Origin of the sequence: Pseudomonas edaphica, from assembly GCF_965277385.1 — a bacterium.
Lineage (GTDB): Bacteria > Pseudomonadota > Gammaproteobacteria > Pseudomonadales > Pseudomonadaceae > Aquipseudomonas > Aquipseudomonas edaphica.
This window is the reverse complement of sequence record NZ_OZ255725.1, coordinates 466741-487173: the sequence shown is the minus strand read 5'-3', so window position 1 is coordinate 487173 and position 20433 is coordinate 466741. Positions and strand designations below refer to the sequence as shown.

Here is a 20433-nt window from a genome sequence, read left to right as displayed (position 1 = left end):
ATGCAGTCTTTTCTGAATCTAAAGTATGCCCTTGAGTTTATATTCCTTAGGTGGCATATTCGCATGGATTGGGACGTTGAATACACGGATGAATTCGCAGAATGGTGGGATGAACTGGGCGCAAAGGAGCAAGTCTCCGTGTCCGCCAGCGTAGATCTGCTGGGGCTTTTCGGGCCTGGCCTGGGCTTCCCCCATACCAGTGATATCAAGGGTTCCCGGCATGGCAACCTGCGGGAACTGCGGGTCCGGCACGCCGGCCGGCCTTATCGAGTGCTGTATGCATTTGATCCCCGGCGCTGCGCTGTCCTGCTGATCGGCGGCGATAAAGCCGCACACCCCAGGTGGTACGAGGTGCATGTGCCCTTGGCCGAAAATGTGTACGACATCCATTTGCAAACATTGCGTAAAGAGGCCCGTCACCATGGCTAAAAAATTCGCTGAACTTCAAGCGCGCATGACCCCGCAGTCGCGTGCCGAAGCCGAGCAGCTGTTCCGCCAGCACCTCAAGGAAATGCCCCTGCATGAGCTGCGCAAGGCCCAGCAACTGAGCCAGGAAAGCCTGGCCAAGGCGTTGAATATCAACCAGGCAGCGGTTTCCAAGATGGAGCGGCGTACCGACATGTACATCAGCACGCTGCGTGACTACATCCAGGCGATGGGCGGCGAGTTGGAAATCATCGCGACCTTCCCGGATGGCCAGGTCAAGATCGACAACTTCGCTCACTAAGTCACAGTGGACCACCCCGATGAATCAGCTCCTGGCCATGCGCGCCTTCGTCCGTGTTGTCGATACCGGTTCATTCAGCCGTGCATCCGACCAGTTGGCGCTGCCACGCTCTACCGTCAGCAAACTCATCACTGACCTGGAAAGACACCTGGGTACCCAGCTGATGCACCGAACCACCCGCGCCCTGGCGCCCACGCTTGAAGGGCTGGAGTATTACCGCCATGCGCGACGGCTGGTGGCTGAGCTGGATGAAGTGGACAGCGCCGCACGCGGGCAGATCCTCAAGCCCGGCGGGCACCTGCGCGTGGATGCACCGGCCTCGTTTGCCAATTGCCTGTTGATTCCGGCGTTGGTGGACTTTCATCGTGAGTACCCCGATATCACCATCGCCTTGGGCATCAGCGACCGTGCGGTGAATATCGTCGGGGAGGGCGCCGATTGCGTGATCCGTGCTGGCAAGCTGGAAGACATGGCGATGATCGGGCGCAAGGTGGCGGACCTTGAATACCTGACCTGTGCGGCACCCAGTTACGTGGCGCGCCGGGGTTTGCCGGTTTCGCCCGAAGACCTTGTAAACAACCACCTTAGGGCCGGGTATTTTTTTGCTGGGTCGGGCAAGCCGGAGCCGCTGATTTTTGAGCAGGGCCAGCAACGTATCGAGGTCAACGACTGCGCTTTTTCGACTAACGAAGGCAACGGCCTCAAGGAAATGCTGCTCGCGGGCCTTGGTGTGGGGCAGCACTTCAAGTCGATCGTGCAGCACTACCTCGATACCGGCCAGTTGGTTGAGGTGCTGCCGGGTTGGTCGCGCCCGGCCACGCCATTGCACATCCTCTACCCACCTAACCGTCATCAGAGTGCGCGGCTCAAGGTCTTTACCGAGTGGGTGATCCGCACGTTTGGGGTCAGGGAATAATCGCGGTTACGCGTATCTCCACGCGCATGGTTGGCAGTCCCAGGGCCTCGACGCCGACTTGCGTCCAGATCGGCGCATGGTGGGGCATGTAGCGCCGGTATTGCTGGACCATTGCTTCGTTGACCTCAGGTGCAAACCCACCGACGTGGTAGGAGTTTATGTGAATCACATGCTCCCAACCCGCGCCGGCGGTGGCCAGGGTTCGGTCCAGGTTGTGAAACGCCTGGGCGATTTCTTCACTGAGGTCGGCGGGGATCTGGAACTCATCGTCCCAGCCGCCCTGGCCTGACGTTTCTACGCGGTTACCGATTTTCACTGCTTGGGAATAGTGCAGGTGTTCGCGCATGGTATCGCCATAGCCTGGGGTGACAAAAAATTCGGGCATGCTCATGGTATTTCCTCGGTTGAATACACGACCCGACGAATGCTAATAGAGCGAATGCGCGAACAATATCCCAAGTTTCTGTCATGACTATCTACTGGTATGCACAATCGGTTTGCGATAAAGCCCGACTGCCAAGCCGCTGATAATCACTGCGATAAAGACCAGATTGGCTGTGGAAACACGCTCGCCCAGTATCAACATCGAACTGGCAATCCCGAACACCGGGATCAATAGCGACAGCGGCGCTACCGTGGACACGGGGTACGCCTTGAGCAACGTGTTCCAGCCCCAGTAAGCAAAGTGCGTGGCCAGGTAAACCTGAAACAGCAGTGACCACACGGCGGTGAGGTCGAGGTTGGCGGGGAGGCTTACGAACGCACCGTCGCCGTGCACCCACCAGGCCATCAGGAACAGCGGGATTGGCGGAAACAGGCTGGCCCAGACCATGAACGAAAAGATTTCTTTAACCCCCGACGTCTTGATGATGACGTTGCCGATGCTCCACGCCAGTGCGCTGAACACGATCATCAGCACGCCGAGCGCAGCGTGTTCGCCTTGCTGGTTGGCGATGATCCCGGTTAGTCCGATCAACGCGAGAAAGGCCCCGAACCACTGCGCCACACGGATTTTCTCCTTAAACAGCACACAACCCCAACCCAGGGTGAAAAACACGCTGAGTTGGATGAGCAATGAGGCAATCCCCGGGCTCACCCCAAGCTGGATGCCATAGTTGATCACACCCCACATGCCCAGCCCGAAGATCACGCCATAGGCCGCTACATAACCGAATGGCACGGCGGGGCGCTTGATGACGAACACCAGGGGCAAGGCGGCGAGGGCGAAGCGCAGGCCGGTGAGTAAAAAAGGGTCGATGGCCCGCAGGCCCAGTTTGGTGATGGGGAAATTCAGCCCCCAGGCCAGCGTGACCAACAGGGCAAGTGCCAGGTGTTTCTTGTGCATGGACGTTCCTTCGAACCGGTTGCTTCAAAGGGTTGAAGGTTAGAACTCGGGCGTATGGCCCGCTTGCTATGCCAGGTCATACTTTGACAAGATCGGGCCATGATTCCGACCTTTAACGACAACGACCCCGAAGCGCTTGTGACCCTGCGTGAATACCCGTGCGGCAGTGTGTTTGCCCGGCATACGCACCCGCGCGGCCAGTTTGCCTATGCTTCCACCGGTGCCTTAAGAATGTTCACCGACCTGGGCAACTGGGTGGTGCCGCCGCAGCGGGCCGTCTGGGTGCCCGGTGGCATTGCCCATGAAATGCACATGCGCGGCGATGTGGTGATGCTCAATACCTACCTCGATGCTCAAGCCGCCGAGCGCGCAGGGCTGCAGGGACACTGCCAGGTTTTCGAGGTGTCGCCACTGCTCAGGCATCTTCTGGAAGCGGCATTGACGTGCGGGGCATCGGCAACGTCCGAGGTGCGGCGGCACTGTGTATTGACGCTGCTGATCGACGAAATCAGTACGCTGTCGGCCTTGCCCCTCAGTGCGCCGCTGCCCTCTGAACCGCGTTTGGCGAGGGCTTGCCAGCGCTTTCTGGACGCGCCTGCGCAAACCGTGTCCCTCGATCAAATGGCGAGTTGGTCGAGCATGAGCCGGCGGACCTTTACTCGTCACTTCCTGGAAAACACCGGCATGACCTTCGTGGCGTGGCGCCAGCAAGTCTGCCTGCTGGAGGCCACCGCGCAACTCAGCCACGGCGCCTCGATCACCGAGGTCGCATTTGCATTGGGCTTCAGCAGCCCCAGCGCCTTCACCGCGCTGTTCCGCCGCCACTTGGGCGATTCACCGGCGCGCTACCTGGCCAAGTCCAAGGCCGTGTCGTTGTTCTAAAAAGCTCACACGCTGGTCAGGATTCACCTTGCAGGCGGTCCTGCTTTGTTACTATCGCGGCCCAACGTCATCAGGAGTCACCGGCCCATGCAACACCAGTGGGATGAAATGCACCGCACCCGCAAGCCCACGTTCCTGTTGTGTGGCGAGCCTCAGGGGGATGTGCTCAATCTCTATGTTCACGGTTATTCGGCGTTCTTCAACCGCCAGCAACTGGGCAATTTCACGCAACAACTGGCAAGCATCGAAGGCTCGACCAACCTGATGCTGTTCTGGCCGGCGGGTCACTTTCTGGAAAACCTTTTTGCTCCCTTTAAAGATGTGATTACCGCAATGCTTGGCGGTGGCGGCCTGGGCGCGGCAACCGTGGGTGTGGGCCGTGCGATTGCCTACTTTCTTGACCATTACAAAAGTGTCGAGGCGCGTGTCGATGAAGTGGCCAAGACGTTATTGCCTGAGCTTGCCCATTACCTGCACGGCGAAGCGCTGCCCGTGCGGCGCATCAACCTGATCGGGCATTCCCTGGGCGCGCGTATCCTGGTCAAGAGTCTGCTGGCCAGCCCCGAGGTCGCCCGCCAATTGCCGCTTAACAATGTGTTGCTGATGGGTGGCGCGATCAGTACGTCCAGCCCCTGGGATGAAGTGTCGGCGCCCCTCAAAGGGCGCGTGATCAACTGCTACTCCAGCAAGGACTGGGCGCTTGCCATCAAGCCGGACACCGAGCGCTGCATAGGCCGGTATGCGATCGACGTCACCCCCGCACTCAAGGCCAAGGTCACCAATGTGCACCTGGCCACCTTCGACCACGCCGCCTACTGGCCGCAGTTGAAAACGGTGGTGCAGTACACCGACCTGCTGCAGGAACGGCGTGGCCTGATCCGCGCTGACCTGCGCAGCAGCGAAGTGCGTTTTGCCGAGGAGGACGTGGAACTGTTCCCCGCGCTGGTGCAGGCGCGGCCGGAGGAGCTTAAGTTTCTGGCTGAGTTGATGGCACAAAAACGCAGTGCCTCGATCGATGCCGATGTACGTGAACCGCTGAAACTGGCCATCGAGCTGCAACGCATGGGCGGTGACAGCTTTATGAACATCGCCCGTGGCCATGGCGTGAGTTATCGCCAGATCGCCGAAGATGTCGCACAGCGGCTGGGCATCAAGTTCGATGGGCCGCTTGAAACCGTGGTGCTGGCAGATATCGAGGCACAGGTCGCGGAAAAGCTCATCGAGCAGTACAAGGACAAACTCAGTCGCGCCGACCGCCAGGCCTTCGACGCCGAGCTTAAGGCGGCCGCGCAAAAAGAGCAGGGCCTGTTCAATCGTATCGATATCGGCCGCTCGGCCACCACCGCCCTGAGCGGCACGGCGTTGGCGGGGCTCACCGGGTTTATCTTGCGGCGCGGCGCGGCCACCGCAATTCCGGTGGTGGGCCAGGCGCTGGCGGCGGCGATGTTGCTGGTAACGGGCGTGCGAGCGTTTTCCGGCCCGGCCTATTCGATCACCACCTTGGCGGTCTTGGTGATTGGCGTGATACGCCAGCGCATGGAGCGCGAAGCGTTGAACCAGGAGATGGACCTGGTGGTGCAAGTCGTCGAAGCGTTCGACTTGCCCCGGGAGACGGTGATGCGCACGGTCGCGTCGGACTGATAAGCTGCGGCCCTGACTTGTGTGTTTGCCTGGGATACCGCGTGAAATTCAGCCTGCCGAAAATCGCCACTGCCCCGTTCTGCCCGCCGGAAGTGGCCGGCTCCGTTATCGTCGACCCCAAGGCCTCGTTTTTCAAACGGGCGCTGATGTTTGCCGGCCCCGGCCTGCTGATCTCCATCGGTTACATGGACCCCGGCAATTGGGCTACCGCCATCGAAGCCGGTTCTCGTTACGGCTACAGCCTGCTATTCGTGGTGCTGCTGGCCAGCCTGGCCGGGATGGCGGTGCAGTGCCTGTGTTCGCGCCTGGGCATCGCCACCGGCAAAGACCTCGCGCAACTGTGCCGTGAGCGCTACAGCAAACGCTCCGCGCGCACGCAATGGGTGTTGGCGGAAATCTCCATTATCGCTACCGACCTGGCTGAAGTCCTCGGTTGCGCCTTGGCGTTTCACTTGTTGCTCGGCGTATCGCTGACGACCGGTATCGTGATCACCGCGTTCGACACACTATTGATCCTGGCCCTGCAAAACCGCGGTTTCCGCCGCCTGGAAGCGATCATGCTGGCGCTGGTTGCAACCATTGGCGTGTGTTTCTTTATCGAACTGGTGCTGATCAAACCTTACTGGCCGGACGTACTCAGTGGCTTTACCCCGTCACTGGCGGCCATCAGCGATGCAGCGCCGTTGTACCTGGCTATCGGTATCCTTGGCGCCACGGTGATGCCGCATAACCTCTATTTGCACACCTCGATTGTGCAGACCCGCCTGATTGGCAAAGACCTCGCCAGCAAACAGGACGCGGTCAAGCTGGCGCGTATCGACACCATTGGCTCCCTGGCCCTGGCGTTGCTGGTCAACGCCGCGATCCTGGTGTTGGCCGCCGCCGCGTTTTACAAGACCGGCCACACCGAAGTGGTCGAGATCCAGGACGCCTATCACCTGCTTGACCCATTGGTGGGAGGCGCCTTCGCCAGCATCCTGTTCGGCATCGCCTTGTTGGCTTCGGGGCAGAGTTCGACCTTTACCGGCACCATCGCCGGGCAAGTGATCATGGAGGGTTACCTCAACCTGCGCATCCCGTGCTGGCAGCGGCGCCTGATCACGCGCGGGCTAGCGCTGATCCCCGCGTTCCTGGGGGTGTGGCTGATGGGCGACGATGCCATCGGCAAACTGCTGATTCTGAGCCAGGTGGTGCTCAGCCTGCAGCTGCCTTTCGCGTTGTACCCGCTGATCCGCATGACTGACGACAAGCAACTGATGGGGCCCTTCGTTAACCGCTTGCCCACGCGGTTACTGGCGTGGTTTCTGTTTGCGCTGATCAGTGGGGCGAATGCGTGGTTGATTGGGCAGTGGTTGTTTTGATCGGAGTTTCAGGTCAATCCCTTCTGGAACGTATCCAGCACCTCGTCAGGCAATGGTGCATCAAAGTCGTCCGGGACAGTCAGTTTTCCCTTCATTACGCCAATTCTTTGCCCCCGGTGTTGCCCAGCCGTGACGGGCTGGGCAAGCGCACATCCGTTCTTGGTGATAATGATTATTTGGCCGGTACTGGCCTGATGAGCCAGCTTGGAGGCGTGAGCTTTCGCTGGGTCTAATGGATCCGTTATGCCGTGTCGCCGCGCTTTCATGGCGTCTCTCCTGTGGGGAAGTAGCCTGAGTCTGGCCTGGCATACGGCGGCTGAAAATAGTGGCGCAAAAAATCAGACTAGGCCTACTTTTCCCACGAGGAATTTTTACCTTTCAAGGCTTATCCGGTGTGAGGTGCGGGCTCACCGATCCCAATACGGCACCGCTCCAAAACACTCCACAAAATAATCAATCACCGTGCGCACCTTCAGCGACAGCCGCCGGCTGCCTGGCCACAGCGCGGCAATCTGTTGCGGTTCAAGGGTGGTGGCCACGTCGTACTCCGTAAGCACCGCCTGCAAGGTGCCGGCGCGCAAGCCTTCGCCGATCAGCCAGGACGGAAACACCACCAGCCCAAGGCCTTGTTCCGCCGCGTGGGTGAGGGTGTCGGCGTGGTTGCCGGTGATCGGGCCTTTGACGCTGTAAGGCGTCCAGTCGCCCTGGCCGCGGCGGAAGAACCAGCGCTGCTGGCCGGTGATGCCTTTGTAGGCCAGGCATTGATGGTTGGCCAGTTCTTCGGGGTGGCGCGGCGTGCCATGCCGGGCCAGGTAGGCGGGGCTGGCCGCGAGGCGAAAACGCTGCGGCGCGAAGATGCGCGCCTGCATGCTGGAGTCGTTCAGCACGCCGATGCGAAACAGCAGGTCGGTGCCGTCTTGCAGCGGGTCGACGTAGGTGTCGGTTTGCTGGATATCCAACTGTAGCTTGGGGTAGCGACGGCACAACTCGCCCAGCCACGGTGACAGGTGGCGTTGGCCGAATACCATCGGCGCGTTGATGCGCACCAGCCCGCTGGGTTCGCTTTCCTGCTCTTGCAGGGCCTGGCCGGCGGCCTCCAACTGTTCCAGCATCAGGCGCGCATGACGCCCCAGTAGCCGCCCGGCTTCGGTGGGGCTGACCGCACGCGTATGGCGGTAGAGCAATTGCTGGCCGAGCGCCTGTTCCATCAATTGGATTTGCCGTGAGATGGAGGAGGGCGCCAGCCCTTCGCGACGTGCCACTTCGGAAAAGCTGCCGTGATCCAGCACGGCTACAAACAGGCGCAATGCCTTGAAACTCAGTTCATTCAAACCCTGCATCGTGGCTCCGTGCTGTGCGTAATGCGCAAAGGTGTTGTTTGCATGCTCCCATTTATCGCACAAGACGGCCACCGGATAATGCGCGCCATGTTTCGTTTCTTGACGCGCAGGTGATGTATGCAGGCAAGTTCCATCGAAGGCGTGGCGCAGGCCAGGCCGAAAAAAAACCTTTTGCGATTGCTGCTGTTGCCGCTGGTGATTCTGGCGGGCATGGGCCTGTCGGTTGAGGCCGGCTTGCTCGGGCCATTGGGTGTACAGGTCGGGCATTTGTGGGCAACGTTGAGCATCTTTGGCGTCGGTACGGCGATTCTGTTTTTGCTGCTGCTGTTCAGCGGCGCGCAAAAAGGCCCGGCACTCACCGACCTGCCGCGCTGGCAGTTGATCGGCGGCTTTTTGGGGCCGATGTACGTGGTGGTGCTGACTTTGGCTACGCCGCATATCGGCATCGCCATGACCATGGTCGCGATCCTCTCGGGCCAGGTCGGCAAGAGCGTGCTGATCGACCATTTCGGCTGGTTCGGCACCGCGCGTAAACGGGTCAATGGCGAACGCTGGATTGCCCTGGCGTTGATTGTGGCGGCACTTGTTCTGATTGCACGGGGTTAAAGCGATGAATCTGATTCTGTTGTTGGTACTGGTGATTGCCGCCGGTGCGGTGCTGAGTGTGCAAGCCGCGATCAACGGCCGCCTGGGCCAGACGGTCGGCGTGTTGCGCAGCAGTTTATTGACCTTTGCGGTGGGCGCAATCAGCACGGCGTTGTTGATTTTCTTCTTCGAACCCGCACAGGCCGTGAGCTTGCTGGACGTGCCCAAATGGCAGTTGACCGGCGCGTTGTTTGGCGTGGTGTACATGATGGTCATGGTCGGCGCAGTGCCCGTGGTGGGGACGGCAGTGGCCACGGTGGCGGTGATCGTCGGGCAGTTGGGCATGGGCATGCTGATCGATAACTTCGGCTGGCTGGGCAACCCGGCCATCGAGCTGTCGGGCAGCCGTATCGTGGCAATGCTGCTGTTGGCAGTGGCGCTGGTGTTCATGTACCGCAGCAACAGCCGACTGGCCGATTAACGGCGGTGAACCTTGAAACCTTGCCGGTAGTCACTGCTTAAGGTGCAGCGCCCGTTGCACCTGGACGACCATGCAAAAGGAGTCTGAACATGGCTGATAAAACCTGTGCCTGCCCACACTGCAAATGCGTACTGGGCACCAACGCGGTGATGAAAGACGGCAAGGGCTACTGCTGCCAAGGCTGCGCCGAGCACCATGCGCATGGCGAACCGTGTGCCTCGTCGACCGGTTGCGAGTGCGCCAAGTCTGCCCACGGCTAAAAATCCGCTCGGCTTATCGGGTGGCGGTCATTACCATGGCCGCTCACCCTTGATTGATGTGTGCTTCATGGCCCTGGCCGCGCCTCCCGACCTCACTGATCATGCCGTCCCCGTGCAACCACTGGCGCGCACCTACCCCCGTGGGTTGTATGTGGAGCCACACAGCCACGACTGGGGCCAGTTGCTCTACGCCATGAGCGGGGTGATGTGGGTTGAAACACCGCGCGAAGCCCTGGTAGTACCGCCGCAGCGCGCCGTGTGGTTGCCACCGGGTGTGGAGCACGGGATTGGCGTGGTCTCGGACTTGCAGATGCGCAATATCTACCTGCGCCCAGCCTTGGCGGCGACGCTGGACAGCCAGGTGCAGGTGATTGAAGTCGGCGGGCTGCTGCGTGAGCTGATCGTCACGCTGGTTGATCAAGGCGATAACGGTGATACCGCCTATTACGACGCCGTAGTCGGTCTGGCGCTGTTGGAGTTGCAACGCGCGCGCCGCTCCCAGATCCGCATTGCCATGCCACTGGGGGCGGACCGCCGGTTGATCAATGCCTGCCAGGCAGTGATGGCGGCGCCCTCGCTGGAAATCCCCTTTGAGCAACATGCCGAAGCGGCGGGTGCCAGCGTGCGCACCCTGGCGCGGTTGTTCCAGAACAACCTCGGTATGGGCTTTGCCGAATGGCGCCGTCAGGTGCAGCTAGCCACGGCGGTGGCGGAACTGATCCAGGGCCAGTCGGTGAGCGGCATTGCCCGTTCTTTGGGCTATTCGCCGAGCAGCTTCAGCGACATGTTCCGCCGTGAACTGGGTGTGGCACCGTCGCAATACGTCGGTTGAGGCTTTGGCCGAAATCCTGAAGCACTTGGCCGATGCTTCGGGGGGGGGCTCACTACACTGAGCGCATCAACCCACCCGGCGTAAACCCTATGAACTATCCCCTATGAACTATCTCATTTCCCTCGCCATCGGCCTGTTTGTCGGCGTGATCTATGGTGCCCTGGACTTTCGCTCACCCGCGCCGCCTGCCATTGCCCTGGTGGGGCTGATGGGGATGTTGATCGGCGAGAAGCTCTGGCCCATGGGCCGTGAGCTGGTCAGCGGTTGGTTGTCCTGATTTCTTTTTTCACTTCGATGGATATTGGCCATGAAAGCACTGCAATTTTCCGCCACCGGCGACCTCGCCGCCCTCAGTTTCGTTGAAGTCGACAAGCCGCTGCCGGCTGCCGGTGAAGTGTTGGTCCAGGTTAAAGCGGCGGGTTTGAACCCCAGCGACGTTAAAAACGTACTTGGCCGGTTTCCCTACACGACGTTGCCGCGTATTCCCGGCCGGGACTTTGCCGGTGTGGTGGTGGAAGGCCCGCAGCAACTGGTTGGCCAGGCAGTGTGGGGCACCGGCCGTGACCTCGGTTTTTTTGCCGACGGCTCCCACGCGCAGTACCTCACGGTGTCGGCGAAAGGCGTGGCGCATAAACCGACGCATCTAAGCTTTGCCCAGGCTGCCAGCCTCGGTGTGCCATACACCACCGCCTGGGATGCGCTGGAGCGCAGCGGTGTCGGCAAAGGCACCCGGCTGCTGGTGATTGGCGCCAATGGTGCTGTAGGCAGCGCGGCGTTGGCGCTGGCGAAAATTCGCGGTGCGCAGGTGCTGGCGGCGGTGCGCAAAACGGATCAGGTCGAGGCGTTGCAGGCGCAGGGCTTCGACGCGATTGCCCTGGGCCAACCGGACGCATTGGGCGGGCAGGTGAATGCGGTGTTCAAGGGCGGTGCCGATGTGATCTTCGACACCACCGGTTTCTGGCTGCCCGCGGCTGTCGCAGGGTTAGCCGCGTTCGGCCGCATCGCGATTATCGCGGCGCCGGTTGATGGGCATGTGCAGCTGCCGGCGCTGGCGTTGTACCGCAAGGGCGGCTCGGTGGTGGGCATCAATTCATTGCTCTACAACTGCGAGCAATGTGCGGTGATGCTGGAGCAGTTTGGGCGGTTTTTTGATGAGGGTTCGCTGCCGTTGCCGACAGGGTTGCGTGAGGTGGCGTTGGCGGATGGGGTGCAGTGCTATGAGGAAGTGAACAAGGGCAGTGCGGACAAGGTCATCTTCCTGCCTTAATGCGGTTAAAAAGTGTGGGAGCTGGCTTGCCTGCGATGGCGGTCTGTCAGTCAGAGAGTTATTGACTGATCCACCGCTATCGCAGGCAAGCCAGCTCCCACATTTTGATCTTCACTGGGTTTGAGGACTGTTTTTGATCGGACGTTTCCCACAAAGGTTTCAGGTTGTCGCTCGGAAGCGGGCTGACTAACCTCACTGGCGTCGCTGCCAATTCAGCGGCCGGATTTGACCGTCTGCCCCCCAAATGTATGTGCCGCATCGAATCAGGCGTTTTTTTTACGTCTGCTGTATCGTGTCGCGGCAGCTGTACGCGGGATACCTTAGGGTATGCCGGGCTACTTTGGGACCGGTCGGTCAACCCGCGTATAGCTGCCACCCTATTTCGCTTGACCGCGAAACGTGGCGGCTCCACTCCCGAAGGATTCCACCATGATCAAAGACAGCCCCAACCCCCCAGTCCATCAAGACTACGACACCAGCGCCCTGCACGAAGTCGCCTACCGCGCGATCAACCACTATCTCAACCCCGGCAAACCCATTCCTGAACCCAGCGAAGGCATCTTCACCGTGCGCGCCGATCTGGGCACGGAAACCTTGCTGGTCAATGCTTCCCAGGATCTGGCTTCCATCAGTGATATCGCCAACCACCTGGCGTTTGAAATCGAGGGTTCGCAACGCAATGTCGCGTTGGGTATCTGCCGAATGCTGGAAGGTGTGCAACTGCTGGTCGACAAGGCGCTGAATGTAGCCCACCCCGTGACTTAAAAGTGTGGGAGCTGGCTTGCCTGCGATGGCGGTCTGTCAGTCAGAGAATGATTGACTGATCCACTGCTATCGCAGGCAAGCCAGCTCCCACATTTTGATTTTTACTAGGCTTCAGGGACGCCTTTTTCCCAGGCCGACCAGTTCTTCAGGATCGCCTGTACCAGCGGATTGCCCGTGCGGTACAGGTTCTCCAGTGCCGGTACAAACCCGCCCTGGTCCGCATACTTCAGCAAGTTGTCCACTTCGCTGTAACCCGGATACGGCCGGTCGAAATCAGAGCCGGCACGCACCACCGCCAAGCGCTGAATATCCACCAACCCTTCACGGCTGGCGCGCAGCAAGGCTTCATAGGTGGAGTTGTCTTCCTGCTGGGTGGTGCAGTACTCGCCTTTGTTGTCGGTGAGCAACTTGGTCCAGACCTCGGCGCGTTCGCTCAGGCGTGTGCCGGAGAACCAGGTGTTGCCCGCCAAAGTGTCGCAGCGCGTGACTTGCGGCGGCTGGTTGGCCGGCGCGGCCGGGTAGTGTTTACGCCAGGCGCTGGATTCCTTGCTTTCGCTCAGCTCTACCTTTTGCGACAGGGCAAACGCCTTGGCCTGCAACTTCGGGTTCAGCTCGAATACTTCGGTCTTGTAGTCCAACGGTGGTTTTTCGTTGGGGCCTTTGGTGTTGATGCCGATGTAACCGGTTGGCCAGTCTTTAGGCGCATCGCGCGAATCCAGCTCCCATTGGGTGCCGAACTCCACCAGGTAATGCGCCCAGGCGGCGGTGCCGATGGTTCCGTGTTTAGGGCTGATGCCGGCGATCCCGGCAATCAGGAAGTAGCTCTGGCGCAGGTCGAACTTGGGCGACAACGCCAGGGCCAGTGTGGACGCGGCGGCGTTGGTCTGGCCCATGCCGGTCACCAGCAGGCACACGTCCTGGGTGTTGCAGCGGATCACCGGGTATTCGGCCGACAGGCCTGGCACACGGACTTCCTGCTTGAGTTCCAGGCGGTCGATCCAGGTTTGCGCCTCGGGGGCGAACATGGTGATCAGCATCACTTTGGGTTTGATCGGCGCCGCAGCATCGGCCAGCACCACGTGGGGCAAAAAGGCCAGGCCGATGGCCATCGAGAGACGGGTAAGCATGTTCATCTATAGCTCCTTGATCAGAATTGGTAACCGACACCGGCGTAGTAGCCCCAGCCATCCGAGCGGGCGCGGAAGTTGCCTTCGCCAAAATTCAGCTCGCTGCCATCCTCCCAGTTGCCGCCGTTGTGGAAGTAACGACCGACCAGGGTGAAGCGCAGGTGGGTGAACGAATACAACAGCACGTTGGTGGCCACCAATGAATTGGCGGTGCGCGCCGGGTTGTCCTTGTGCAAGTCCGAGCCGAAATCGTAGTTGGTAAAGCCGATGTAGGTCAGCGAGGCACCGTTATCGAAGCTGCTGATGGGCACGATGTACTTCATTTGCGCACGGTAGCCGTCCCATGAGTATTCATTGCTCGCGCCGTAGTTTTCCCATTGGTAACGCCCATAGAAGTTGGCCGACAGGTTGACCCGCGAATGGGTGTCGATGTCGGTGCCCAGGCCGCTGTACAAGGTGTTGGCGCGGTTGGACTTGTTACTGCCGTGGTCGTAGATCCAGTCAAAGGCTACATACCATTCCTTGAACGGACCGATGGCCAAACTGCGGCCGGCCAGGTAGTCGATGGAGATACGCGGCTCATGCTCCATAAATACCGGCGAACCATGGTCCCACGCGCCTTTGTCATTACTGTTACCGATGCCGAGGATTTTCGGCACGTCGATATAGCCATACAGCTCGAACGGGCCTTTGCGGCCGAAATACTCGTATTCCAGGTACACATCATCCTGCGGCTTGGGGCCGAAGCTGATGTCTTTGCTGCCGATCAGGGTCAGGTCCTGGTTGAACCAGTCCGACATGTACACGCCTTTTTTTACCGGGCTGGCTTCCGGGCTTTTGGTTTCAGGGCTGAGGGTTTCGCCCTGTGCTGAGTCATCGGTGGGTTTTTGCTGCGCCAAAATGGGTGCGCTGAGTACTCCCGTAACGGCGGCCAGTAGCAAGGAAACACCAAAACAAGCGGGACGCCTTGAGGTGAGGTGCATTGAAAATCCCTATTCTTACGCGGTTGGAACCCGTTTCTGCGGGTAGTGGTGAACTTGGCGGCCAAGTTCGTTCCGCAAACGTTTGCACGTGGCGTACCAACTTTGCTCAAAGGGTTGAGCAGTATGGAGAAAACAGGGATTAGTCGACCTTTTGGTCAAAATTGGCTGGGTATCAATTTCTCGATGCGGTTGAATAAATGCATCGCGGTTTCGCGTCGATACTCGCTCGGCGTCTGGTGCATCTCGATGCGAAAGTGCCGGTTGAAGTTGGACAGGTTGGCGTAGCCCACTTCAAAGCAGATGTCCGCCACTGACATGTCGCTTTGCAGCAACAGGCGGCAGGCGCGTTGCACGCGGAACTTGCGCATCAGGTCTATAAACCCGTGACCGGTGTTGCGTTTGAAGAAGCGTGAGAAGCCGGGTTCGCTCATCTGCAGTTGCTGGGCGATGACCGAGAGGCGCAAGTCGCCGGTCAGCTCGCGCATCAGGTAATCGAAGGCTTTGTTGATGCGTTCGGCGCTGCGCGCATCCAGGGTTGGCGCGTAGCAGGGGCTGGCCAGCGCCTTTACCTGCGGCTGGGGTGCATTTTTTAGCGTGTCGAGCAGTTGCAGGAACAGGATCAACCGTTGCAGGCCTTGGGCGTTGCCGATGGCTTCCATCAACCCGGCTGCCTGTACAGCGGTCTCGCCAGTAAATTCAAGGCCGCGCCGGGCCTGTTCGAACAGCGGTTGCAAGTCGCCGAGTTCCGGCAGGGTTTTGCGCAGCGCGAGCAGGGCGGCGCCGTCGAATTGCAGCACCACGTCGCGGCCAGTCAGGTATTCGCCAGGGGCCAGGTCGCCGATCCAGTCGTGGGGCAGGTCGGGGCCGATCAGCGCCACATGCCCGGCGCTGAACGCACCGATATAGTCGCCCGCTACCAACTTGCCACTGCCTTGGCGGATCAGGTGGATCTCAAACTCGGGGTGGTGGTTCCAGCGCGCCAGGTCATACGGGTAGTCATGTTCGAACCAGCGAAAACAGTGGTCCGGCTCGGGCAGGATCACTTCGAGTTCGGCGGGGCGATGTTCGAATAGTTTGTCGCGGCTGACGGGCACGGTGATGCCTCTTATACATTGGATAACGCCAAAATACGCGTAGCGGCAATCAGTGCGCTACCCCCGGTTTTGCCCGGCACTGATACTTTTTTGACTTTCAAGTGCGGGTTAAAAAAGTATCAGCAGCGCATTCGCCATTCGTTTGTGAGGCCTTGACCAAGCTGCTGTAATCGCAACTCAACAACAAAAACAACAGGTGGATACCGCCATGCTCAAGCTCCCACACGCGCTGTTCCTGCTGACTGGCCTGGCGCTGGCCATGCCCAGCTACGCCGCCGACACCGTGACCATCGCCACAGTCAACAACAGTGACATGATCCGCATGCAGCGCCTGTCCAAGGTGTTCGAGCAGCAGCACCCGGACATCAAGCTCAATTGGGTGGTGCTCGAAGAAAACGTGCTGCGCCAACGCCTCACCACCGATATCGCCACCCAGGGCGGGCAATTCGATGTGCTGACCATCGGCACCTACGAGACGCCATTGTGGGGCGCCAAACACTGGCTGGAACCGCTGACCGAACTGCCTGCCAACTATGACGCCGAGGATATTTTCCCTTCGGTGCGCCAAGGCTTGTCGGTCAACAACACCCTGTACGCGTTGCCGTTTTATGGCGAAAGCACCGTTACCTACTACCGCACCGACGTGTTCAAGCAAGCTGGGCTGAGCATGCCCGCGCATCCGACCTGGACCCAGCTCGGTGAGTTTGCCGCCAAACTCACGGTAAAAGACAAAGACCAATACGGCATGTGCCTGCGTGGCAAAGCGGGTTGGGGCGAGAACATCGCCTTGTTGAGCACCATGGCCAACGCTTTTGGCGCACGCTGGTTCGACGAACAGTGGAAGCCGCAGCTGACCAGCCCTGAATGGACGGCCGCCGCCAACTATTACGTCAACACCCTGAAAAACTACGGCCCGCCAGGCGTCTCCAGCAACGGCTTCAACGAAACCCTGGCGCTGTTCAACAGCGGCAAGTGCGCGATCTGGGTGGATGCCAGCGTCGCCGGCTCGTTCACCACCGACAAAACCCAGAGCAAAGTGGCCGACAGTGTAGGGTTTGCCGCCGCGCCGACCGAAGTCACCGACAAAGGCTCCTCCTGGCTCTATGCCTGGTCCCTGGCCATCCCGGCCACGTCCAAACACAAGGACGCCGCCAAGGCCTTTATTGCCTGGGCCACCTCCAAGGACTACATCCAACTGGTCGCCGACAAAGAAGGCATCACCAACGTACCACCGGGCACTCGCCAGTCCACCTACAGCGAGGCTTACCTGAAGGCCGCGCCGTTTGCCCAGGTGACGCTGGAAATGATGAAACACGCCGACCCTGCGCACCCGTCGGCCCAGCCGGTGCCGTATGTGGGCATTCAGTACGTGACCATCCCGGAGTTCCAGGCCATCGGCACCTCGGTGGGCAAGCTGTTCTCGGCGGCGCTTACCGGCGGCATGACGGTTGACCAGGCGCTGCTTGAGGCTCAGTCCACCACCGAACGCGAAATGAAACGCGCCGGTTACCCTAAGTAAACAGGACTTCCTTATGAAACGACTCGAAGGTAAAAGCGCGCTGATCACCGGATCGGCGCGCGGTATTGGCCGCGTCTTTGCCCAGGCTTATATCGCTGAAGGCGCAACGGTTGCCATTGCCGATATCAACCTGCAACGCGCGCAGGCCACAGCCGCCGAACTGGGGCCACTGGCTTACGCGGTCGCGATGGACGTCACGGATCAAGCCTCCATCGACGGCGCGATTGCCACCGTGGTGGCCCATGCCGGCAAACTCGATATCCTGATCAACAACGCCGCACTGTTCGACTTGGCGCCCATCGTCGATATCACTCGCGACAGCTTTGACCGGCTGTTTTCGATCAACGTCGGCGGCACGTTGTTCACCTTGCAGGCCGCGGCCCGCCAGATGATCCGCCAGGGTCACGGCGGCAAGATCATCAACATGGCCAGCCAGGCGGGGCGGCGCGGCGAGGCATTGGTGGCGGTGTATTGTGCGACCAAGGCGGCGGTGATCAGCCTCACGCAGTCAGCGGGCTTGAACCTGATCAAGCAGGGTATCAACGTCAATGCCATCGCGCCGGGCGTGGTGGATGGCGAGCACTGGGATGGCGTGGATGCGCTGTTTGCCAGGCATGAAGGGCTGGCGCTTGGCGAGAAGAAACAACGGGTTGGGGCCGACGTGCCGTTCGGGCGCATGGGCACGGCTGAGGATTTGACCGGCATGGCGATCTTCCTGGCCTCTAAAGACGCCGATTACATCGTGGCCCAGACCTACAACGTCGACGGCGGCAACTGGATGAACTAGGTCAAGTGTGGGAGCTGGCTTGCCTGCGATGGCGGTCTATCAGTTGCAGTCTTGCTGCCTGACCCACCGCTTTCGCAGGCAAGCCAGCTCCCACCTTTGATCTTTGAGCTTCTTGGACGGCAACACTGTGCTCAAAAAAGTAAACAAAGTGTTTGTGGAGGCAGCGGTCCCTCATGTCTACTTTTACCTGCACCTCACAGGAGTGCCGCCATGCCCCTTGCGAAAACTGCCATTGCCTCATTCGACGTCGACCCTCAAAAGAGCTTCACGCCGCTGTGCCCCAATGAACTGCCGGTGGCCGGTGGCGACCAGATCGGTGCCGAACTCAACTACATGGCCAGTCTTGCCGGTTACCGTGTCGGCAGCAAAGACGCACATACCCCGCAAGCACCGTGGGTGGTCACGCAACCTGGCGACATGCTCAAACCCACCGGCCTTGAGCATGCCGACCTTACCTGGCTCAGTCATTGTGTGCCGGGCACTGAAGGCTTCACCTTGCTCGACGAATTACCCACCCCGTATGACTACGACTACTTCATCTGGAAGGGCGTTGAACCCGACCTGCATCCCTATGGCGCCTGTTACCACGACCTGCACGACAAACTGTCCACGGGGGTTATCGAGTACCTCAAGGCCCAGGGCGTGCGTCGCGTGATCGTGGGTGGCCTGGCCCTGGACTTCTGCGTCAAGACCACCGCCTTGCAACTGCTCAAGGCTGGCTTGGAAGTGGTTCTGCACCTGCCTGCGTGCCGAGGCATCAGCGAGGCGGGTGGTGCGGCGGCGGTAACGGACTTGCGTAATGCCGGTGCAGCAATCAGCCGAAGCCGCGAAGAGCTCGCCGCGATGGCGACGCGTTAAGGCGCATAGCTATCACCCAATACCTGCTTTCCTGTGGGAATCGATGATTCGCGGCTAGACCGGTAACGTTGCGCGCAAAAAACGAGACGCGTCCTACATTAATCATCGGGCGTTACTGATTACCCTCACGCTTTTGCACGAGCGGCCTTGACTGGCCGGGGAGCGCTGTCGCGTGAGGGAGTCAACTGCAAACCGTCTTGCCCCGTTCCTGCCTGAATTTCTGCTTATGGTCGTTGTAAGCCTGCTTTCAGGCGGGGCCGCTACCTTTCTGGCGAGCACCACCTATTTGCGCCGCCTTGGCCCGGCGATGCAAACCGGATGTACCGTTGCGCTGTTGCTGGGCTTGATGATTTTATCTGGCCTTGGCCATTGGATGCTGGCACGCGGGCGCGTTGCTTCCACTGGATGGCAGACGGGCTATTTTGTCCTCTGCTTGATAGTGGTGACCCCGACCATTCAATACCGGCCCCACGCGCTGGCTTATCTGCTGGGGGTTGCGTTTCCACTGCTGGGAATACTTCTGCTAAATACTTACCGCTATCACGACATGCGACTGAAACTGGCAAACATTCGCTGCCCGTAGCTCCCGCGCAGTCGCGCGGGAGCACGCCAGGTCTGCCCGCTACCGCTCGATCGAGCGGCTCCACCGCGCATTCCACTCCGGCCGCGCCTGGTTCACCTGGTCCCAATCAATCGAAATCGCTGTCTGCAAGTAACCTTGCATCGCCTCCACCCGCGCGCGGGTTTTGTCGGTGGTCGGCGTGGTCGGGTTCGAGGGTATCTGGTCACCTTCTTCCAGCGCTGGCGCCTGGGCCTCGGCGGTCAGCAAGAAAGCCGCAAGTTTCTGCGCCAGTTGCGGCTGGTCATTACGCGCAATGACACACTCGGCCACATTGAGCACCACTGCGCCTTCCTTGGGCTGGGCGTATTCCATCGGGATGCCGAGCAATTGCTGCGTGGTCACTTGAGTCGGGGTGAGCGGGAAGATCGCCGCTTCGTCGGTCTGTACCATCTCGGAAATTTTCGCGGAGCTGGCGATGTATTCCAGCACGTTGGGGCCGATGGTTTTTGGCCAGGCCTTGAAGCCCGGCTCCACGTTGGTTTCGGAGCCGCCCTGGATGCGGTTGAACATCAAGAAACCGTGCAGGCCGAAGGTGGAAGAGGCCAGCGACTGGAACACCACTTTGTCCTTGAATCGCGGATCGGCCAGGTCCATCCATGAGGTGGGCGCGGCCCAGCCTTTTTCCTTGAACATCTTGGCGTTGTAGCCCAGGCCCGTGACGCCCAGGGTCACGGCGACCGCTTCATCCTTGATTTTGGCCTTGGCCGGGATCTGGTCCAGGGTCGGGTTGGGTGTGAGTTTGTCGCACAGGCCCATGGAAATGGCGCGGTACATGATGCCGTCGTCGAGGAACATCACGTGCATCTGCGGGTTGTCTTTGTTGGCCTGGACCTTGGCGAGGATGTCCGACGAGGTGCCGGGCACAATCACCACCTTGACGTTATTGGCCTTCTCGAACGCGGGCAGCACCTTGTCGGCGTACACCCGTTCCATGGTGCCGCCGTTCATGCCCAGGTACAGCGTCGGCGCGGCATGGGCGGTGGCGGTGAGCAAGGCGAGGGGCAAGCAGGACAGCGCGATACGTGGGTTCATGGGGTTTTT

25 protein-coding genes are annotated in these 20433 nt (G+C 60.1%); 17 read left to right on the top strand and 8 right to left on the bottom strand.

Annotation, left to right across the window (positions count from 1 at the left end; genetic code table 11):
• The first annotated feature begins 63 nt into the window (after window positions 1-63).
• Genes ACQY47_RS02100 through ACQY47_RS02090 form a run of 3 tightly spaced genes read left to right on the top strand, consistent with a single transcriptional unit; the run spans window position 64 to window position 1643 of the window.
• The gene (locus ACQY47_RS02100) at window positions 64-429 is read left to right on the top strand and encodes a type II toxin-antitoxin system RelE/ParE family toxin (RefSeq protein ID WP_080593813.1); all 366 of its coding nucleotides are present in this window, start codon (window positions 64-66) and stop codon (window positions 427-429) included.
• A complete protein-coding gene (locus ACQY47_RS02095; RefSeq protein WP_428555163.1) occupies window positions 422-727 on the top strand; it encodes an XRE family transcriptional regulator in 306 nt (101 codons plus the stop codon). The genes ACQY47_RS02100 and ACQY47_RS02095 overlap by 8 nt, the downstream gene beginning before the upstream one ends.
• A gap of 19 nt (window positions 728-746) precedes the next feature.
• Entirely contained in the window at window positions 747-1643 is an 897-nt protein-coding gene (locus ACQY47_RS02090; RefSeq protein WP_017139629.1) for a LysR family transcriptional regulator, read from the top strand.
• Here the strand turns inward: ACQY47_RS02090 and ACQY47_RS02085 are convergent.
• Complete coding sequence (locus ACQY47_RS02085; protein WP_017139628.1) at window positions 1633-2034, bottom strand: RidA family protein; 402 nt, start codon at window positions 2032-2034, stop codon at window positions 1633-1635. The two genes, ACQY47_RS02090 and ACQY47_RS02085, sit on opposite strands and share 11 nt — an antisense overlap.
• Window positions 2035-2115: 81 nt before the next feature.
• Complete coding sequence (locus ACQY47_RS02080; protein WP_428555159.1) at window positions 2116-2988, bottom strand: EamA family transporter; 873 nt, start codon at window positions 2986-2988, stop codon at window positions 2116-2118.
• Between the two features lie 99 nt (window positions 2989-3087).
• Between ACQY47_RS02080 and ACQY47_RS02075 the strand changes: the two genes are divergently transcribed.
• The 3 genes from ACQY47_RS02075 (at window position 3088) to ACQY47_RS02065 (ending at window position 6872) form a co-directional block, all read left to right on the top strand.
• Complete coding sequence (locus ACQY47_RS02075; protein WP_428555156.1) at window positions 3088-3870, top strand: helix-turn-helix domain-containing protein; 783 nt, start codon at window positions 3088-3090, stop codon at window positions 3868-3870.
• An 87-nt stretch (window positions 3871-3957) separates the two neighbouring features.
• Entirely contained in the window at window positions 3958-5511 is a 1554-nt protein-coding gene (locus ACQY47_RS02070; RefSeq protein WP_138451500.1) for a DUF726 domain-containing protein, read from the top strand.
• Window positions 5512-5552: 41 nt separating this feature from the next.
• A complete protein-coding gene (locus ACQY47_RS02065) occupies window positions 5553-6872 on the top strand; it encodes an Nramp family divalent metal transporter (RefSeq protein ID WP_017139624.1) in 1320 nt (439 codons plus the stop codon).
• An 8-nt stretch (window positions 6873-6880) separates the two neighbouring features.
• Here the strand turns inward: ACQY47_RS02065 and ACQY47_RS02060 are convergent, their stop codons facing one another.
• Together ACQY47_RS02060 and ACQY47_RS02055 are read right to left on the bottom strand one after the other, a co-directional pair.
• The gene (locus ACQY47_RS02060; protein WP_428555151.1) at window positions 6881-7138 is read right to left on the bottom strand and encodes a type II toxin-antitoxin system Phd/YefM family antitoxin; all 258 of its coding nucleotides are present in this window, start codon (window positions 7136-7138) and stop codon (window positions 6881-6883) included.
• A 141-nt stretch (window positions 7139-7279) separates the two neighbouring features.
• Window positions 7280-8212 (bottom strand): LysR family transcriptional regulator, encoded by a 933-nt coding sequence (locus tag ACQY47_RS02055; protein ID WP_017139621.1) that lies wholly within the window; start codon window positions 8210-8212, stop codon window positions 7280-7282.
• 117 nt (window positions 8213-8329) lie between these two features.
• On the opposite strand from ACQY47_RS02055, the gene ACQY47_RS02050 reads away from it, so the two are divergent.
• The 7 genes from ACQY47_RS02050 to ACQY47_RS02020 all read left to right on the top strand — a co-directional run bounded on the left by ACQY47_RS02050 (window position 8330) and on the right by ACQY47_RS02020 (window position 12402).
• Window positions 8330-8818: a DMT family transporter gene (locus ACQY47_RS02050; protein ID WP_017139620.1), complete on the top strand. Its 489-nt coding sequence runs from the start codon at window positions 8330-8332 to the stop codon at window positions 8816-8818.
• Window positions 8819-8822: 4 nt separating this feature from the next.
• The gene (locus ACQY47_RS02045) at window positions 8823-9278 is read left to right on the top strand and encodes a DMT family transporter (RefSeq protein ID WP_017139619.1); all 456 of its coding nucleotides are present in this window, start codon (window positions 8823-8825) and stop codon (window positions 9276-9278) included.
• Window positions 9279-9367: 89 nt separating this feature from the next.
• On the top strand, window positions 9368-9538 hold the full coding sequence (locus ACQY47_RS02040) for a metallothionein (RefSeq protein ID WP_017139618.1): 171 nt from the start codon (window positions 9368-9370) through the stop codon (window positions 9536-9538).
• A gap of 67 nt (window positions 9539-9605) precedes the next feature.
• The gene (locus ACQY47_RS02035; protein WP_428557411.1) at window positions 9606-10370 is read left to right on the top strand and encodes an AraC family transcriptional regulator; all 765 of its coding nucleotides are present in this window, start codon (window positions 9606-9608) and stop codon (window positions 10368-10370) included.
• Between the two features lie 103 nt (window positions 10371-10473).
• On the top strand, window positions 10474-10647 hold the full coding sequence (locus ACQY47_RS02030; RefSeq protein ID WP_017139616.1) for a DUF1427 family protein: 174 nt from the start codon (window positions 10474-10476) through the stop codon (window positions 10645-10647).
• A 30-nt stretch (window positions 10648-10677) separates the two neighbouring features.
• Window positions 10678-11637 (top strand): quinone oxidoreductase family protein, encoded by a 960-nt coding sequence (locus ACQY47_RS02025; protein ID WP_428555144.1) that lies wholly within the window; start codon window positions 10678-10680, stop codon window positions 11635-11637.
• A gap of 429 nt (window positions 11638-12066) precedes the next feature.
• Window positions 12067-12402, top strand: a complete 336-nt coding sequence (locus tag ACQY47_RS02020) for a DUF6124 family protein (protein WP_428555141.1) — start codon at window positions 12067-12069, stop codon at window positions 12400-12402.
• Between the two features lie 104 nt (window positions 12403-12506).
• Here the strand turns inward: ACQY47_RS02020 and ACQY47_RS02015 are convergent, their stop codons facing one another.
• From ACQY47_RS02015 to ACQY47_RS02005, 3 genes are all read right to left on the bottom strand, one after another.
• Window positions 12507-13535, bottom strand: coding sequence for a purine-nucleoside phosphorylase (locus tag ACQY47_RS02015; RefSeq protein WP_017139613.1), 1029 nt, complete (start codon window positions 13533-13535; stop codon window positions 12507-12509).
• 14 nt (window positions 13536-13549) lie between these two features.
• A complete protein-coding gene (locus tag ACQY47_RS02010; protein ID WP_017139612.1) occupies window positions 13550-14512 on the bottom strand; it encodes a nucleoside-specific channel-forming protein Tsx in 963 nt (320 codons plus the stop codon).
• 155 nt (window positions 14513-14667) lie between these two features.
• Window positions 14668-15606 (bottom strand): helix-turn-helix domain-containing protein, encoded by a 939-nt coding sequence (locus tag ACQY47_RS02005; protein WP_428555137.1) that lies wholly within the window; start codon window positions 15604-15606, stop codon window positions 14668-14670.
• A gap of 259 nt (window positions 15607-15865) precedes the next feature.
• Here ACQY47_RS02005 and ACQY47_RS02000 point away from each other — a divergent pair, with 259 nt between their 5' ends.
• The 4 genes from ACQY47_RS02000 (at window position 15866) to ACQY47_RS01985 (ending at window position 19353) form a co-directional block, all read left to right on the top strand.
• The gene (locus ACQY47_RS02000; protein WP_428557410.1) at window positions 15866-17125 is read left to right on the top strand and encodes an ABC transporter substrate-binding protein; all 1260 of its coding nucleotides are present in this window, start codon (window positions 15866-15868) and stop codon (window positions 17123-17125) included.
• Window positions 17126-17138: 13 nt separating this feature from the next.
• Complete coding sequence (locus tag ACQY47_RS01995; protein ID WP_428555134.1) at window positions 17139-17912, top strand: L-iditol 2-dehydrogenase; 774 nt, start codon at window positions 17139-17141, stop codon at window positions 17910-17912.
• Between the two features lie 210 nt (window positions 17913-18122).
• The gene (locus ACQY47_RS01990; protein ID WP_428555131.1) at window positions 18123-18770 is read left to right on the top strand and encodes a nicotinamidase; all 648 of its coding nucleotides are present in this window, start codon (window positions 18123-18125) and stop codon (window positions 18768-18770) included.
• Window positions 18771-18942: 172 nt separating this feature from the next.
• The gene (locus tag ACQY47_RS01985) at window positions 18943-19353 is read left to right on the top strand and encodes a hypothetical protein (RefSeq protein WP_428555128.1); all 411 of its coding nucleotides are present in this window, start codon (window positions 18943-18945) and stop codon (window positions 19351-19353) included.
• 39 nt (window positions 19354-19392) lie between these two features.
• Here ACQY47_RS01985 and ACQY47_RS01980 read toward each other — a convergent pair whose 3' ends face one another.
• The gene (locus ACQY47_RS01980) at window positions 19393-20424 is read right to left on the bottom strand and encodes an ABC transporter substrate-binding protein (protein WP_428555125.1); all 1032 of its coding nucleotides are present in this window, start codon (window positions 20422-20424) and stop codon (window positions 19393-19395) included.
• Window positions 20425-20433: the final 9 nt, after the last annotated feature.

Bases quoted from the DNA above. Each gene is read 5' to 3' on its own strand.
- ACQY47_RS02100 (WP_080593813.1), top strand. From the start codon at position 64: ATGGATTGGGACGTTGAATACACGGATGAATTCGCAGAATGGTGGGAT.
- ACQY47_RS02095 (WP_428555163.1), top strand. From the start codon at position 422: ATGGCTAAAAAATTCGCTGAACTTCAAGCGCGCATGACCCCGCAGTCG.
- ACQY47_RS02090 (WP_017139629.1), top strand. From the start codon at position 747: ATGAATCAGCTCCTGGCCATGCGCGCCTTCGTCCGTGTTGTCGATACC.
- ACQY47_RS02085 (WP_017139628.1), bottom strand. From the start codon at position 2,034: ATGAGCATGCCCGAATTTTTTGTCACCCCAGGCTATGGCGATACCATG.
- ACQY47_RS02080 (WP_428555159.1), bottom strand. From the start codon at position 2,988: ATGCACAAGAAACACCTGGCACTTGCCCTGTTGGTCACGCTGGCCTGG.
- ACQY47_RS02075 (WP_428555156.1), top strand. From the start codon at position 3,088: ATGATTCCGACCTTTAACGACAACGACCCCGAAGCGCTTGTGACCCTG.
- ACQY47_RS02070 (WP_138451500.1), top strand. From the start codon at position 3,958: ATGCAACACCAGTGGGATGAAATGCACCGCACCCGCAAGCCCACGTTC.
- ACQY47_RS02060 (WP_428555151.1), bottom strand. From the start codon at position 7,138: ATGAAAGCGCGGCGACACGGCATAACGGATCCATTAGACCCAGCGAAA.
- ACQY47_RS02055 (WP_017139621.1), bottom strand. From the start codon at position 8,212: ATGCAGGGTTTGAATGAACTGAGTTTCAAGGCATTGCGCCTGTTTGTA.
- ACQY47_RS02050 (WP_017139620.1), top strand. From the start codon at position 8,330: ATGCAGGCAAGTTCCATCGAAGGCGTGGCGCAGGCCAGGCCGAAAAAA.
- ACQY47_RS02045 (WP_017139619.1), top strand. From the start codon at position 8,823: ATGAATCTGATTCTGTTGTTGGTACTGGTGATTGCCGCCGGTGCGGTG.
- ACQY47_RS02040 (WP_017139618.1), top strand. From the start codon at position 9,368: ATGGCTGATAAAACCTGTGCCTGCCCACACTGCAAATGCGTACTGGGC.
- ACQY47_RS02035 (WP_428557411.1), top strand. From the start codon at position 9,606: ATGGCCCTGGCCGCGCCTCCCGACCTCACTGATCATGCCGTCCCCGTG.
- ACQY47_RS02030 (WP_017139616.1), top strand. From the start codon at position 10,474: ATGAACTATCTCATTTCCCTCGCCATCGGCCTGTTTGTCGGCGTGATC.
- ACQY47_RS02025 (WP_428555144.1), top strand. From the start codon at position 10,678: ATGAAAGCACTGCAATTTTCCGCCACCGGCGACCTCGCCGCCCTCAGT.
- ACQY47_RS02020 (WP_428555141.1), top strand. From the start codon at position 12,067: ATGATCAAAGACAGCCCCAACCCCCCAGTCCATCAAGACTACGACACC.
- ACQY47_RS02015 (WP_017139613.1), bottom strand. From the start codon at position 13,535: ATGAACATGCTTACCCGTCTCTCGATGGCCATCGGCCTGGCCTTTTTG.
- ACQY47_RS02010 (WP_017139612.1), bottom strand. From the start codon at position 14,512: ATGCACCTCACCTCAAGGCGTCCCGCTTGTTTTGGTGTTTCCTTGCTA.
- ACQY47_RS02000 (WP_428557410.1), top strand. From the start codon at position 15,866: ATGCCCAGCTACGCCGCCGACACCGTGACCATCGCCACAGTCAACAAC.
- ACQY47_RS01995 (WP_428555134.1), top strand. From the start codon at position 17,139: ATGAAACGACTCGAAGGTAAAAGCGCGCTGATCACCGGATCGGCGCGC.
- ACQY47_RS01990 (WP_428555131.1), top strand. From the start codon at position 18,123: ATGCCCCTTGCGAAAACTGCCATTGCCTCATTCGACGTCGACCCTCAA.
- ACQY47_RS01980 (WP_428555125.1), bottom strand. From the start codon at position 20,424: ATGAACCCACGTATCGCGCTGTCCTGCTTGCCCCTCGCCTTGCTCACC.